General features: G+C 37.4%; 17 protein-coding genes and 1 riboswitch. Of the genes, 16 read left to right on the forward strand and 1 reads right to left on the reverse strand.

All coding sequences use genetic code 11. From position 1 onward, the window contains the following. Positions 1–452 precede the first annotated feature (452 nt). The 8 genes from cshA to AB2Q86_RS04535 all read left to right on the forward strand — a co-directional run bounded on the left by cshA (position 453) and on the right by AB2Q86_RS04535 (position 6,268). Positions 453–2,003, forward strand: coding sequence for an ATP-dependent RNA helicase CshA (gene cshA, locus AB2Q86_RS04500; RefSeq protein WP_003729443.1), 1,551 nt, complete (start codon positions 453–455; stop codon positions 2,001–2,003). Between the two features lie 119 nt (positions 2,004–2,122). Next, entirely contained in the window at positions 2,123–2,299 is a 177-nt protein-coding gene (locus AB2Q86_RS04505) for a hypothetical protein (protein WP_077904944.1), read from the forward strand. A gap of 94 nt (positions 2,300–2,393) precedes the next feature. Beyond that, positions 2,394–2,441: riboswitch (PreQ1 riboswitch) on the forward strand. Between the two features lie 5 nt (positions 2,442–2,446). Further along, entirely contained in the window at positions 2,447–2,935 is a 489-nt protein-coding gene (locus tag AB2Q86_RS04510; RefSeq protein WP_003724800.1) for a QueT transporter family protein, read from the forward strand. Between the two features lie 282 nt (positions 2,936–3,217). Continuing rightward, the gene (locus tag AB2Q86_RS04515; protein ID WP_003761254.1) at positions 3,218–3,907 is read left to right on the forward strand and encodes a DUF4176 domain-containing protein; all 690 of its coding nucleotides are present in this window, start codon (positions 3,218–3,220) and stop codon (positions 3,905–3,907) included. 2 nt (positions 3,908–3,909) lie between these two features. Next, positions 3,910–4,200, forward strand: coding sequence for a hypothetical protein (locus tag AB2Q86_RS04520; RefSeq protein ID WP_003736049.1), 291 nt, complete (start codon positions 3,910–3,912; stop codon positions 4,198–4,200). A 3-nt stretch (positions 4,201–4,203) separates the two neighbouring features. Further along, complete coding sequence (locus tag AB2Q86_RS04525; protein ID WP_003736050.1) at positions 4,204–4,401, forward strand: hypothetical protein; 198 nt, start codon at positions 4,204–4,206, stop codon at positions 4,399–4,401. A 3-nt stretch (positions 4,402–4,404) separates the two neighbouring features. After that, on the forward strand, positions 4,405–5,880 hold the full coding sequence (locus tag AB2Q86_RS04530) for a deaminase domain-containing protein (protein ID WP_012581673.1): 1,476 nt from the start codon (positions 4,405–4,407) through the stop codon (positions 5,878–5,880). Between the two features lie 10 nt (positions 5,881–5,890). Next, entirely contained in the window at positions 5,891–6,268 is a 378-nt protein-coding gene (locus tag AB2Q86_RS04535) for a hypothetical protein (RefSeq protein ID WP_014589027.1), read from the forward strand. Between the two features lie 213 nt (positions 6,269–6,481). On the opposite strand, the gene AB2Q86_RS04540 is transcribed toward AB2Q86_RS04535, so the two are convergent. After that, positions 6,482–6,835 carry a helix-turn-helix domain-containing protein gene (locus tag AB2Q86_RS04540; protein WP_003727117.1) on the reverse strand — a complete coding sequence of 118 codons (354 nt, stop codon included), beginning with the start codon at positions 6,833–6,835 and terminating at the stop codon, positions 6,482–6,484. Between the two features lie 127 nt (positions 6,836–6,962). On the opposite strand from AB2Q86_RS04540, the gene AB2Q86_RS04545 reads away from it, so the two are divergent. The 8 genes from AB2Q86_RS04545 to AB2Q86_RS04580 all read left to right on the forward strand — a co-directional run bounded on the left by AB2Q86_RS04545 (position 6,963) and on the right by AB2Q86_RS04580 (position 14,867). Then, on the forward strand, positions 6,963–8,129 hold the full coding sequence (locus tag AB2Q86_RS04545) for an MFS transporter (protein ID WP_012581671.1): 1,167 nt from the start codon (positions 6,963–6,965) through the stop codon (positions 8,127–8,129). A gap of 207 nt (positions 8,130–8,336) precedes the next feature. Then, on the forward strand, positions 8,337–10,355 hold the full coding sequence (locus tag AB2Q86_RS04550) for a BglG family transcription antiterminator (RefSeq protein ID WP_012581670.1): 2,019 nt from the start codon (positions 8,337–8,339) through the stop codon (positions 10,353–10,355). 14 nt (positions 10,356–10,369) lie between these two features. Further along, entirely contained in the window at positions 10,370–10,699 is a 330-nt protein-coding gene (locus AB2Q86_RS04555; RefSeq protein WP_003721440.1) for a PTS lactose/cellobiose transporter subunit IIA, read from the forward strand. After that, positions 10,700–11,035 (forward strand): PTS sugar transporter subunit IIB, encoded by a 336-nt coding sequence (locus tag AB2Q86_RS04560; RefSeq protein ID WP_003721441.1) that lies wholly within the window; start codon positions 10,700–10,702, stop codon positions 11,033–11,035. A 19-nt stretch (positions 11,036–11,054) separates the two neighbouring features. Continuing rightward, on the forward strand, positions 11,055–12,380 hold the full coding sequence (locus tag AB2Q86_RS04565; RefSeq protein WP_003721442.1) for a PTS sugar transporter subunit IIC: 1,326 nt from the start codon (positions 11,055–11,057) through the stop codon (positions 12,378–12,380). A gap of 20 nt (positions 12,381–12,400) precedes the next feature. Beyond that, complete coding sequence (locus AB2Q86_RS04570) at positions 12,401–13,129, forward strand: glucosamine-6-phosphate deaminase (RefSeq protein ID WP_012581669.1); 729 nt, start codon at positions 12,401–12,403, stop codon at positions 13,127–13,129. After that, on the forward strand, positions 13,129–14,082 hold the full coding sequence (locus tag AB2Q86_RS04575) for an aldo/keto reductase (protein ID WP_012581668.1): 954 nt from the start codon (positions 13,129–13,131) through the stop codon (positions 14,080–14,082). The genes AB2Q86_RS04570 and AB2Q86_RS04575 overlap by 1 nt, the downstream gene beginning before the upstream one ends. Positions 14,083–14,099: 17 nt before the next feature. Continuing rightward, positions 14,100–14,867 carry a sugar phosphate isomerase/epimerase gene (locus AB2Q86_RS04580; RefSeq protein ID WP_012581667.1) on the forward strand — a complete coding sequence of 256 codons (768 nt, stop codon included), beginning with the start codon at positions 14,100–14,102 and terminating at the stop codon, positions 14,865–14,867. The last annotated feature ends 31 nt before the right edge of the window (positions 14,868–14,898 follow it).

A 14,898-nucleotide genomic window follows, 5' to 3' on the forward strand; every position in this document is an offset into this window, starting at 1 on the left:
GGAAATTGTTTTCGGACGATTTTCAGCTTTTTTTAAAAGATTTATCTATAAAAATCGATGAAAAACCCGGATAAGCGTACATTTAAAAAGAATTAAGTTTTTTTATTCGATAATAGCAAGGAAAGATAAGCTTTTGACGTTGAAAAGAAATAGTTAGTGTGTTATGATGATAGATGGAAGTTTATTAGGTTTATATTTAGCCTAGTGATTAATGAGGGCTTTTTTATTTGATGCGTTAGAACTGCTATAATGGCAGAGAAATTTTCTGATGCCGTGAATCATTTTGCTTGGTGCGCCCAGGCTTTTCTATTGCAGAAAAATGAAAATGAAAGATAGCAGTTTTCATAAAAACAACTGCAAATGAACAGACAAACAATCGTAATAAGCGTATTGTGATGAATTATAAAAGTAGCTCTCCTACCAAACTTTAAACAGGTAAAGGAGAAATGACATTGACAAAATTTTCGGAGTTCGGACTGGACGAAAAAATTGTAAAATCAGTAAATCGGATGGGGTTTGAAGAAGCAACACCAATCCAAGAAAAGACAATTCCACTAGGACTAGCAGGTAAAGACTTAATCGGGCAAGCACAAACAGGTACTGGTAAAACAGCCGCTTTTGGTCTTCCAATGATTCACAAAATTGATCAAAAGAGTAACAACGTACAAGCTTTAATTATTGCTCCAACACGTGAACTTGCAATCCAAGTTTCTGAAGAGCTTTATAAACTTAGCTATGACAAACATGTACGTGTGCTAGCGGTTTACGGTGGTAGCGATATCAGCCGTCAAATCCGTTCACTTAAGAAAAACCCACAAATCGTAGTTGGTACGCCAGGACGTATTTTGGATCATATTAACCGTCGCACACTGAAACTAGACCACGTGGAAACACTTGTACTAGATGAAGCAGACGAAATGCTAAACATGGGCTTCATTGATGATATCGAAACTATTCTAAAAGAAGTACCAGCAGAACGTCAAACTTTACTATTTTCTGCAACAATGCCTGATCCAATTCGCCGTATCGGTGAACGTTTCATGCATAGCCCAGAACTTATTCGCATTAAAGCGAAAGAAATGACTGCACTATTAATCGAACAATTCTTCGTAAAAGTGCACGAAAAAGAAAAATTTGACGTATTATCTCGTTTATTAGATGTTCAAGCACCAGAACTAGCTATTGTTTTCGGTCGTACGAAACGTCGTGTAGACGAACTATCTCGCGCGCTTGATATGCGTGGTTACGTGGCTGAAGGTATCCACGGTGACTTAACGCAAGCAAAACGTATGAGTGTACTACGCAAATTTAAAGAAGGAAAAATTGATGTTCTAGTTGCAACAGACGTAGCAGCTCGTGGACTTGATATTTCCGGCGTAACACATGTATATAACTATGATATTCCACAAGATCCAGAAAGCTATGTTCACCGTATCGGTCGTACTGGTCGTGCTGGTAAAGAAGGTATGGCGATTACTTTCGTACAACCTCGTGAAATGGGTTATTTACGTATTGTGGAAGAAACTACGAAAAAACGTATGCAACCACTTCAAGCTCCTACATGGGACGAAGCATTTGCAGGCCAATTACGCGTAGCAACTGAAAAAATTCAAGAAGCAATCACAGAAGAAAACTTAGCTGACTACAAAACGTTTGCTAACGAACTTCTTGAAAAATACGATGCAACTGACATCGCAGCAGCAATGCTTAAAATGTTAGCGAAAGAGCCAGACAAAACTCCTGTCCATATTACTGAAGAGCGTCCATTACCATCTCGTGGTGGCGGTGGCTACAAAGGTAAAAATGGTAAAGGCGGTAAAGGTGGCGGCTATCGCGGCGGAAGCGGCAAAGGCGGAAGCTACCGCGATCGTAACAACAGCGGCAAAGGTCGTCGTAGTGGCGGCGGAAGCGGCTCTGGCGGTGGCGGCAATCGTGATCGTCGTGGCGGCGGAGAACAACGCAGCGGCGGCAACAAAGGCAACTACTCACAAAAATCTAAATAAGATTATTAGACAAATAGTTACCATATAGATAGACTGTAGATAAAGAAGTTTTTAACTTTATCTACAGTCTATTTTTTTATAAATACTAATGTTAAGGATACGGGAGTGTGGCGCTCGTCATGAAGATAAACAAAATTATCGAATATATTGTAGTAGCAGTCATCGTTTTAGGGTGGACTTACCTCATTGTCATGAAAGAAATTCTCCCTAAAAATATAGGATTTATTTCATTAGTAATTCTATCAATAGTTCTTTATTTTGTAGGTAAAAGGTTGAATGGAAAACATAGCAGATAAAAAAACGGCTATACTCTAAGTAGCCGTTTTTTATGTGCAATAATTCATTTACATTAACTTCCAAATATGAGAAAATAGCATGTTGGCAAAATTGCCACACGTGGTTCATTCATACCATCCCACGTAAAAAAACTAGGAGGAAAAATAATGAAAATGAAAATTTTGACGGTGAATGCAATTATTGCCGCACTGTATGTAGTGCTTGGGATGATTGTTGCACCAATTGGGTTTATGGCATTACAATTTAGAATACCAGAAATCTTTAATCATCTAATCGTCTTTAATAAAAAATATTTTTGGGGTATTATCGTAGGTGTTTTTATTACGAATTTATTCTTTTCTGGATTAGGGTGGATTGATTTAGTTTTTGGCGTAGCACAATCGGCTATCTCGCTTTTACTAATGATTGGAATTTCTAAATACGTTAAAGGAATTATTCCGCGGATGATTATTAATACGATTCTCTTCTCGCTAACGATGGCGATTATCGCATGGGAGCTAGTGATTGTTTTTGACTTACCGTTCCTAATTACTTGGGCAACAACAGCCGCAAGTGAATTCATCGTAATGGGCGTCGGGATTCCGCTAATGTATCTATTAAATAAACGGTTGAATTTCCGTAAAATGATTGATTAAATGAGAGAGTCTAAGGGAACTTAGGCTCTTTTTTTATGAGTTGTTGAGAAAGATAACTTAATAAAAGGGTAGTTTAAAAGCTATCTCTAAAAAACTAGTAATATTTTCCAAAAAGCACTTAGTGATTATTTAAATTTAACAAATAAATAGTATATATATGATATTTATAAAATTATTAACCGTATTTATGTGAAATATTTCACGTTGTAACCTGGTGATTTCTTAGATATACTTAAATAGTAAACGCTTTTAACATAATACTAACTTGAGAGGAATGAGCAGATGGAAGTAAAGAAAGAGAGTGTTCAGGATTATTTATATCAGAACATGCGGGAACAATGGAAAATATTGTTCGGGATAGAAACCGAGATACACTTACACAAATGGCTTATTAATTATAAGAATAATTGTTTGTTTTTGTATAACGTCCATGGCTTATTGATTGGTGAATCTTCCAACGACTTAAAAGACGAACAAAGAAAATTAGTATACAAGAAAACAGCAAGTACATTGGAAATTATTGATAGTTTATCTACATTACAGATACCTTTATCAGCTGCTAAACAAGCCATACAAATGGTTTGTGACTATCTTTATGATTACTTACCATTAGGTAGTGTAGTTATACTAAACAAGAAATACTTAGGGAAAGCTTTCGAAGTGGATGCTATTCAACAAGTTCGATTTGTTATTACACAACGGTTTGCCTGCATTCCTGATACTGAAACTTTTTATCCATACGGAGGGATTATTTACCCCATCGGACAAATTGAAGGTGAAAGAGTGATGTATTTTACTCCTCCACTTATAGAAGAAGTCCAGCATATTGGGTTTCAGGATGATACAGACCGTGCCTTTGTGTTAGAAATGAAAGAGGAACTTATCAAACGAAAAAATTTTCAATCTATTGCATTTATTGATTCCAAAAAAAGAGAGCAAGCACAACAGGTTATTGAACGGAGGGGGCGTTAACTATGAGTGAAATTAAAGTAGACTATAAAACGTTCGCTTCTGAATCAGCAAAATTAGAACAGGCAATTACTCAATTTGAACCCTTTACAGCAAGATTTACTGCAGAAACAGTTCCTCGCCTAGATGGATTCAACTCTGACTTTATCGAATCATTGCGTGGAACCTTAACGAATATGGCTGATGATACAGGTCCTGAGTTACTCGCAACTATTAAAACTTTTAGTCAGAAAGTACAAGTACTCACAAATGAGTTTGAAACACTAGATGAAGAACTTGCGAATCAGGGGGAATAAACCATGTATTATACGCTATATCAAAGACAAGTATTAGAAGCATTAGAAACCATGATTTATCATATGGATAAGAATTTTAGTCAGATGGATCTAGAAAATGCAAACATTCAATATGATATGGAAGAAATACAACTAAACATACGACGATACATTAATGCTGCGATTGATCAAATTGGTGATTATCGTTTTACCGAGGAGTAACATATGAAAAGAGACTTGAAAATCAACTTCGGAATACTTGAGCAAATACGTGACGAACTTTATCAGTTTATGCGCGCATTAGAGAACATGAAGTCATCAGTTAATAATATTGATAATCTGTTAGCAAATGCAAGTGGGAAAAGTATTGAAGCCATCTCACAAGATAAAAAGGATGTTATCACAGCAATTGATACATATAAAGAACAAGTGAATGATGTATATGTTTTAATCAGTGATTACATTGGAGATATGACATCTTACATACGCCCTATTAATCAGTATGGATTAATGCGAGTTGATCGTGATGATATTTGGTGGAATATTAGTCAAATTGAAGGTGCAAATGCAGTAAATGTAACTAAGCCATCGAGATATGGTTACACAGCTATCGCAGGATATGAAACTGATGCAAATAATGATATAATCGCTGAACAAATCGAAGCGGATATAACTTACCTTAAAACAAGAATTAGTGGTGAGATTAGTGCTTTATGGCAAATTCATGACCAGCAAATCGCTCCCTTCGAGGATACGGATGATCATTTTAAAAGTCGCTCAGAAACACTTTATGACAGATACACAAGTTGGGAAGAACGAAACAAAGATATTATGTTAGGAATAGAGACAGGCATATATAATCTATTTACTGGAGTGATAAAAGGATTAGTCGGAGTGGTAGGAGGATTCATTACACTTGTAGCAGGTGTTATAAAATATTTAAAAAATGGTGTAACTTACTTGTTAACTGCTCCATTTGGAACGACTCCAGAAGATGTGCTGGCATCACTTGATGAAACGCACTCTTTATTTGCAAGCATTTTGAAAGATCCCGCCTTAATCATTGAAGGAATGGCACAAGATATTAGTGACACATTCGACGAAAAAGGTATAATGTATAGTATAGGTGCGGTTGTTCCTGATATAGTAGTCGATATCCTTATAACAAAAGGTTTAGGCAAAGTAGGAAAACTCGCTAATTTTGGTGATAGCATAGCTGATGTAGGTAAGTATGCAGATGAAGTTGCTGATGTAGGTAAGTATGCAGATGATATTGCTAAAATTAGTAAGATTGAAAAATTCAAAAATAAACTTGATATGCTTAGGTCTAAAATGCCTAGTTCAAAGCTTAGGAATGAAGGGAATATGGCGGTGGCTGACGTTAGAATTGAAGGACTACCCAATGAATTTTTAGCACATAGCAAAATTCACGGTCCAGATAGCAAAGGAGCAGATTTAGCTCAATTTTCTCCTACCCCTGAAAACAGACTTTTGGAGTCCTACACTGTAGACAAATTTCCAAGGTATAATGATACGGAAGCAAAGATATTAGAAGATATTGCTTCACAAATTCAAGACCCAAATATTTCAGGTCAGATAGACTTATATACAGAACGAGCAACTTGTCAAAGTTGTACTAATATTATATTGGAATTCAGAAGAAAGTATCCCAATATAAAATTAAATATATTTACGGAATAGGTGGGGAATAATGGACAACTTAAGTTATATTGATATTAAAAAATTGGTGGAAACGGATTATTATGACTTCATCAAAGATGATGGATTCACCCCTGAACAGTCTGCTGCAGCCACTATGGAAGATTTTACTTTGATGATGAAAAAAAAATATAAAAATTATTTTTCAGTTATCCAGTCTTTATCACTAATATGCTTACAGCAGGGTTTTATTACGGATTATCTATTAGAACGTTTAAATGCATTAAAGGAATTAAATAATTTAAGTGATGAAGAAATAAATGTATATGAAAATGACAAAATCACATTAAAAAACATACTCGAAAAAAATGAATTTACGATTGATATAGATATAGCTTTTAAAGCTAGGATAGATATGCTTTTAGAATAGCACTAAAGTACAAAATGTTTTTATCCCAAACTGGAGGCTACTAATTTTACTTCAACCATATTACTACATCTCGTAAACTAATAATATCCAAACTACTCTAGTTAAAATGTCTAATAAGAATCATATAGAGCTTGTTGAATATTTACTAATTAATATCACTATCAATAAATTTATTTACGTTTAAGGTTTAATGTGTATGAGGATAGACTTAGCCTAATCTCGTTTCAACAAAACAATATCCTCATTCTTCGTCAGCAATAAATCCACATGATTCTCGCCCCATAAGCACAGTTTGTTCAAAATCTCCGACAACGATTCGCCGTATTCACTTAAAGAATACTCGACTTTCGGTGGGATTTGTTCATATACTTTGCGGACAATAACTCCAGATTTTTCCAGCTCGCGCAATTGTTGTGTGAGCATTTTTTGTGTGATGTTGGGGATGAGTCGTTTTAATTCGCCAGTTCGTTTTTTGCCTTCGCGTAAATGGCAAAGGATGACTGGCTTCCACTTACCGCCTATAACTTCAAGTGTAGCTTCGACACCAATATTATATACTTTGGTCATAATTATCCTCCTATAGGCACTTTTTAGTATCTATATGACTTTTAAGTACCTTCTTGTTATTTTGTACGGTATATAAGATACTGTATAACAGAACGAAACAATTTGCAATTTTTTAGGGGGAAACGATGTGGATATGAAAAAAGTAAATCCTAATTTGACACTTTTAGCGCTTGCGATTAGTGCGTTTGGGATTGGTTCAACAGAATTTATTAGTGTGGGGCTGCTTCCGCTGATTTCTTCTAGTATGGGTGTGTCAATTAGTACGGCTGGTTTGACTGTATCAATTTATGCGCTTGGTGTGATGGTTGGAGCGCCGGTTTTAACAACTATGACGGCGAAGATGAATCGTAAAAATCTGTTATTATTAGTCATGCTCGTGTTTCTGATAGGGAATCTTGTCTCGGCATTTGCTGTAAGTTTTGGAATGCTCCTTACTGGGCGCGTAGTTGCGGCGTTTGCGCACGGGGTGTTTATGTCGATTGCTTCTGTTATCGCAGCCGATGTCGTTCATCCGAGTAAACGAGCTAGTGCGATTGCGGTGATGTTTACAGGGTTGACGGTGGCGACCGTGACAGGGGTGCCGCTTGGGACGTTTATCGGGCAACTATTTGGTTGGCGGATGTCATTTCTGTTTATTGTTGCGATTGGCGTGATTGCGATTATTGCTAATTTTTTCCTCGTTCCGAAAAACTTATCCAATGGAAAAAGTATTTCGTTTAAAGCGATTGGACAATTATTAGTTAATAAAAAAATCGTGATGGTGTTACTCATGACAGCGTTTGGTTATGGTGGTACTTTTGTGGTTTATACGTATTTGTCGCCGATGTTTAGCGGAATGGGCTATTCTACAAGTATGATTGTTATTTTACTCATTGTGTATGGTGTGATGGTTGCGATTGGGAATACGATTGGTGGGCATTTTGCGAATGAGCGCCCGGCTAAGGCACTTTTCGTGATGTTTAGTTTGCAAGGGATTACGTTATTATTACTTCAATTTACATCGACCAATGCGATTTTTGGATTAATGACTATTATGTTGATGGGATTTTTTGCCTTTATGAATGTGTCTGGTTTGCAGTTATATGTCGTGCAATTGGCAGAGCGGTATTTGCCAGAAACGGTGAGCATGGCTTCGGCACTTAATATTTCAGCTTTTAATGTTGGGATAGCAATGGGTGCATTTATTGGTGGATTAGTTACGGAATATATTGGTTTGGGTTATACCCCGATTGTCGGATTTTTAATGGTTTTCATCGCAATTATTTTAACTTTCTACATGAAAAAAGATAAATAGTTCAAATAATAGGCCTTTTACAGTGAATGTAGAAGGCTTTTTTTGTGCTTTCAGTAGCTCCGACCTATTCCGGCAAGGTTTTTTTCCAGTTATAGTAAAATGGATAGTTTTTTTGTCCCTACGTATCTGACAAAAATAGCTATATAGCTTATTGTAAGCCCTATCATGAAAATGATAAATTGAATTTAGAAAGAGGAGTGATACCTGATGAAACTAAATCAGCAGTGTATTCAAATTTTAGATTTTCTTATGGAGCAGGAAGATTTTAAAAATATTGGTTATATTTCTAACGCGCTTGGTTGTTCGGAGCGAAGTGTTCGTTATAGTTTGGAAAAAATCGATATTTTTCTCCATGAGCAAACATTACCAGCTCTTATCAGACATACAAGGAAAGGGGTGCTACTTCCGGAAAAGAATATCGTAAATCCGGTCGTGCGTAAATTTAAACAACAAATTACGCCGAAAAAATATCGTTACAGCCAAGAAGAAGTGCAGCAATTTTTACTGCTAAAACTGCTTTTAAGTGAAGAAGTGCTCCCGGTTACTTATTTTGAAGAAGTCCTGTTTATTTCCAGATCCTCTGTGCTAAATCATCTACGTGCTATTGAAGGAGAACTTTTTTTAAATAATTTAGATTTATCGCATCAGCCTAGGCATGGCTTTCTAGTGACTGGAAATTTAATTACGAAAACATCGCTTTTTGCTAGAAGTTTCTTGCGTTTTATTAATATCCGCGAATTTTATCAGTTTTTAGATTCGGAAAATAGCTTATCTAAAAAAGGCGAGTTATTTTTTTATAATCTTTTTGAACTGGAGATTTTGCAGGAGGTGAATCGTGAGGCGCATTCGGTGGAGGAGAATATGACACGTGCGATGGATGAGCAGCTTTACTTAACGCTAATTGCGATTTTACTGAAGCAGCATGAAGCCAAACCGGATTTTCAGTTTACAGCAGATTTTACGATTAAAGATGAGCTTGATCAGGCGTTAGAAACAATTATTGGGTCTTTGAAGCAGTATCAATATGGGCGTGAAGATGAGGCGGTAATTGAAGCATTTGTAACAGGTATTTGCGAAAAAATGGGTGAAATTTATCAAGTGGATTTTGTGCATGGCGATACGGATTTTTTCACGCAAATCAAAGCACACATTAAGTTAATGATTAGGCGTGTTCGCGCCGGAGTTACTATCGAGAATCCGATTTTTAATGAATTTATGCGCGATAATCGAGAAATTTTTATGCGTGTGAAGGAAAGTTTGGATGCACTCAAGCCGTTATTGCCGATTTCTGTCAGCTCTCAAGAAATTTCATTTTTAGCTATTTATTTTGCATCTGAGGTACAACGCAATAAACAAACAGTTGAAATGAAGCCAAATTTGCTGATTATTTGCCCGGAAGGTGTCGCTGTTTCAAAAATGATTGCGATTCAGTTAAAGCGTATGTTTGAGTTTGAGTCGATTCAAACAATTGGCCTCAGAAAGTTCAAACGCGCGATGATGGCTGATTTTGATTTTGTGATTAGCACAGTGGATTTACCAGATATGCAAGACGCGAAAGTGCTCCGGATTCATAGCTATTTGCAAAAAGAGGATATGGAATTACTGCAAAAGCATTTACGGATGAAACTCGTCAAAAGTGATAAACAGATTATTAATAAGTTCAGTAAGATTTTAGCGATTATTGGCGAAAACACGCAAATTACTAATTTAAGTAAATTAGAATTCGATTTATTGGAAGCGCTTATATCGGATGAAGGTGAAACACCAAAAAGGCTGATACCACCGTTTCAATTTACAGAAGAAGCGATTGTTATGGAAGAAACATGCCCAACATGGAGGCAGGCAATTAAGCTTGGAACAAAATGTTTGGAGCATTTAGAAGTCATTGAGCCGAGTTATCATGAAAAAATCATTCATAACTTAAAAGCATACGGGCCGTATATGGTCGTTGCGCCAGGCGTAGTAATTGCGCACGCAGGGGCAAGTGATGGTGTTTTGATGGATGGCATTGGAGTGACGATTATTGAGGATGGCATCATGTTTTTCGATAGATACGAGGAGCCGGTTCATGTCATTTTCACCTTAGCTTTAAAAACAAAAGAGGCGCACTTGATCGTGGAACAATTAATGAAGTTAGCGCTGGACGAGGAAAAAATGCAAAAAATTAAAATGGCTAGCTCAAAACGTGATATTTATCATTACGTTAAGTCGGCTATCTTTGAATGAGAGAGGGTTTCATAATGGACATAGAAAAAATATCATTTTCATTAATTTCACTGGCGGGGGATTCATTTTCTAAATTAATTGAAGCATTACAGGCCGCAAAAGAATCAGATTCAGAATTAGTAGAACAACTTTTAAAAGAAGCAGATGATCTAATGATTGAAGCGCACAAAGTACAAACGGAAATGCTGATTCAAGAAACAAGAGGGGAACAAGCAAATTTTTCCGTTTTACTTGTACATGCGCAAGATACTTTAATGAATACCATCTTAGCATCGACTTTAATTCGAGAAATGATTGAAATGCATCAAGAGATTAAAACATTAAGAAAAGAGGAGGAAAAGTAAATGGAAATCAATCAATTACATGTACTTTTAGTGTGTAACTTAGGCGCATCTACAGGGGTAATGGTTACAAAAATGAAGGAAATCGCCCAAAACAGTGAAAAGCTCACGAATACAGATGTGAAAATTGAGGCGCATCCAGCAGGAGAATTACGCGAGCATATTGAAGACTTTGACGTTATTTTAGTCGGTCCTCAAATCAAACATCAACTTAAACATTTAAGTGAAATTGCGGCGGAATATAATAAACCAATTCAAGTCATCGATACGAAAGATTACGGCACTGTTAATGGCGCAAACATTTTAAAAGACGCAATTATTCTTAAACTGAACAAATAAAAAAGTGGAGGGAAACAACATGTCGAGTAAAAACAAACAATCTTTTATGAACCGTTTTATTGCTTTTATGGAGAAATATTTTGAACCTGTCGCAGCTAGAATTGAAAAACAACGTCATATTTCCTCAATAAAAAATGGGATGATTGCTTTGATCTCGGTTTTAATTATTGGATCATTTTCGCTGATTATTTCAGCAATCGGAAATATGTTTCCAGCAGGTTCTGTTGTGAAAGAATTCTTTGTTCAAAATGCAGCAGCACTTAACTTACCGTTTCAATTTACGTTTGGATTACTATCGATTTATGCGGCTATAACCATTTCCTATAGCCACGCAAAACAAATGAAAGTACCTGTGTTACATAGTGTGATGGCAGCTGTTATGGTGACGCTCATCCTCAATACGAAAATGGTTGACGGGGTGCTTAATACAGAATTTCTGGATTCAAGAGGGCTATTTATCGCCATTTTTGCAGCGCTGATTTCTGTAGAACTTATCGGTTTATTTATTAGAAAAAATATTACGATTCGAATTAAAGGGTTACCGGCGGGGATTGCGACTACTTTTGAAGCAATTATTCCACTAGTTGTATTGCTGTTTAGTGCTGTTGGACTCAGTATTTTAATGCAAAGTGTCACTAGCGGTCAAATCATTCCGGAAGCCTTTACGACGATGCTAGCTCCGGCGATTAATAGTATTGATACGCCTTATGCGGTTTTCCTTATTTGTTTCCTTGAAATGCTATTCTGGTTTATCGGTCTAAATGGTTATGCGATTTTGATTGGTTTTGTGCTTCCATTTATGACACAATATTTAGGAGCGAATGCGGCTGCATATGCGGCAGGAGAACCAATTCCGCACGTATTTGCGCCAAACTTCTGGGATTACTTCATGGGCTTCTCTGGTTCTGGTATTACAGGTGCATTAGTTATCCTTGCGTTATTTAGTAAATCAAGAGAATTAAAAGCGGTCGGAAAAGTGTCCGTTGTTCCAGCGATTTTCACAATTTCTGAACCAGTTGTATTCGGTTTGCCAATCTGTTTTAATCCGTATTTATTTATTCCATTCGTACTTGGGACGCCAATTTTAGCAGTAGGGCAATGGTTTGTGTTCCACTTTGGTTGGGTTCGTCCGCCGATTGCGAATGTTGGCGGTACACCGATTCCACTCGCACAGTATTTGGCGACGATGGATTGGCGCGCGATTATTTTAATCATCTTTGTTCTCGCAGCAGCCGTTTGTATGTACTATCCGTTCTTCAAAATGTATGAGAAGAGTTTGATTAAAGAAGAAGAAGTTGTATCAGAACGCCAAGCTGCGCACGATGCACTAGACTTGGATTTCTAATAAGAAAGGTTGATTTTAAAATGAAACTAATTATTAATGAAAATGAGCAACTCGTGGCGGAAACAGTGAGCCAAAAAATCATTGAATTGGTAAAAGAAAAACCTGCAAGTTTAATTTGTATCGCTGGTGGGGACACGCCTTTACTAACAATAGAAGCGCTTATTAAAGCGAATCAAGCGGGCGAAGTAGATTTTAGTGAGACGCAATTTGTTGGTTTGGATGAATGGGTTGGCCTTGGACGCGAAACAAAAGGTAGCTGTATCCAAACACTCTATGATGCATTTTTCGACCGTTTGAAAAATGTTTCTAGTGAACAAATTTGCTTTTTCGATGGGAAAGCAACAAGTTTAACGGATGAATGCGCTCGTGTAGACAAGTTTATCGACGATCGTGGCGGAATGGATTTTATTTTGCTGGGGATTGGACTTAATGGGCATATTGGCTTCAACGAGCCATTTGTGCCAGTAGATGTGAACTGTCATGTCGTGGAACTTGATGATGTAACGAAACGCGTCATGAGCAAATATTTTGATACAGATTTGCCACTAACACACGGAATTTCTCTTGGTATGCAACAAATTTTAGCGGCGAAAGAAATATATTTAGTAGCAACTGGCGAGAAAAAAATCGATATCGTGAAACAAGTAGTGGAAAAAGAACCGACAGTAGCGATTCCTGCAACACTCGTAAAAGATTCAAATACAACGCTTGTAGTCGATAAAATTGCCGCGAGTGGGGTGGAAGCATAATGGAAAAGATTATCGTTAACGGTAGAAAAAATGGACAAAAAATCGAGATAGCTTGTTCTAATTTAGTGATGGGTGCAGGAGATTTCTTACGTGCAGATAATATGGATTTTGCGGGTCCAGTGCTAGATCAATATTTCGAAATGGGTGGGAATATTTTTGATACGGCGCGCCATTATCGCCATAGTGAAAAAGCGATTGGCACGTGGATGAATATGCGAGGAAATCGGGATAGTGTCATTATTCAGACGAAAGGTGGGCATCCAGTTCGGGAAGCAAGCGACGTGCCGCGGGTTACTCCGGAAGCAATTCACGAAGATATTTCGGTTAGTTTAGATACGCTACAAACAGGTCATGTTGAATTATTCGCACTTCATCGCGACAATCCAGAAGTGGAAGTGGGTCCTATTATGGAGGCGATGCATAAAGAAGTGGAAGATGGCCGAGTTTACGCTATTGGACTTTCAAACTGGGAGCTCCCGCGTATTATCGAAGCGAATGAATATGCAGTGAGCCATGGGTTGACGCCACTAAGCTTTAACAGCCCTAATTTTAGTTTGGCAAAAGTGAATCGACCACGCTGGGAAAATTGTGTTTCCGCGAATGAAGCGATGATTCGCTGGCATGAGGCGACGAATTTGCCACTGTTTTCTTGGTCTTCACAAGCAGGCGGATTTTTCTCTGGTAGATTTTCTGAAGAAGATACGAGCGATACGGAAATGGTAGAAGTTTATTATAGTGAGGCAAACTGGGAAAGATACAGTCGTGCCAAGCAACTAGCTAACCAAAAAGGTTGCACACCAATTCAAATTTCGCTTGCTTATGTACTAACGCAATCTTTTCCCACAGCCGCGGTCATCGGTCCAGAAAATGCTACGGAACTTCAATCTTCCGTTGCAGCAGCCGGAATTAAATTAACAGCGTCTGAAGTTGATTGGCTGGATTTGAAGGCATAAGGAAAGGCGGAGAAACGATGAATATAAAAGAAAAAATAGCAGTCCAACTTTATTCTGTACGAAAAGAAATGGAGCGCGATTTAGAAGGTACGCTCCGGAAAATGCATGAAATCGGCTTTCGATATGTGCAACTCGATGGTATGCGTGGCAATGATCCAAGCGAGGTACGTCGTTTACTGCAAAAATATGAGTTAAAAGTAATTGGCATGCACATCAAGCATGATCGTTTTATGAATGATTTGGATGGCATCATTGAAGAAGCTTATTTCTTTGATTGTAAAACTGTTTTTGACAAATATATTGAAGAAGAGGACCAAACGACAGCGGGCTACACGGCAACAAAAGCGGCGTTAATTAATGCGGCGGAAAAACTACATCCACTCGGTTTTCGCATTGGTCTTCACAATCCGGAGTATGATTTCAATGAATGCATTCATGGTCGCAGAGTGATGGATTATATTACTGATCCAGTTGACGGTATTTGTATTTATGCTGAACCTGATACTTACTGGATTCGCGCAGCTGGACATGATGAAACAGAATTTATTAAACGCTACAGCGGCCGCGCGCCGATTGTGCATATGAAAGATTTTGTGAGCGGTTTTGAACTAGAAGATATGGATAATAATTTAGTCGAAATAGGGCAAGGTGAAGTGGATTTTCGCGCTATTATGGAATGGGGCGAAGCAAACGGAGTCGAGTACTATTGCGTTGAGCAAGATAGATCCAAACGAGCTATGTTCGAAACACTAGAAGCCAATTATCAATATTTATTGCAGCTATAAAAAGAAAAACGTCAGACTTGTTCTGGCGTTT

Source organism: Listeria monocytogenes, assembly GCF_041765605.1.
GTDB lineage: Bacteria > Bacillota > Bacilli > Lactobacillales > Listeriaceae > Listeria > Listeria monocytogenes_D.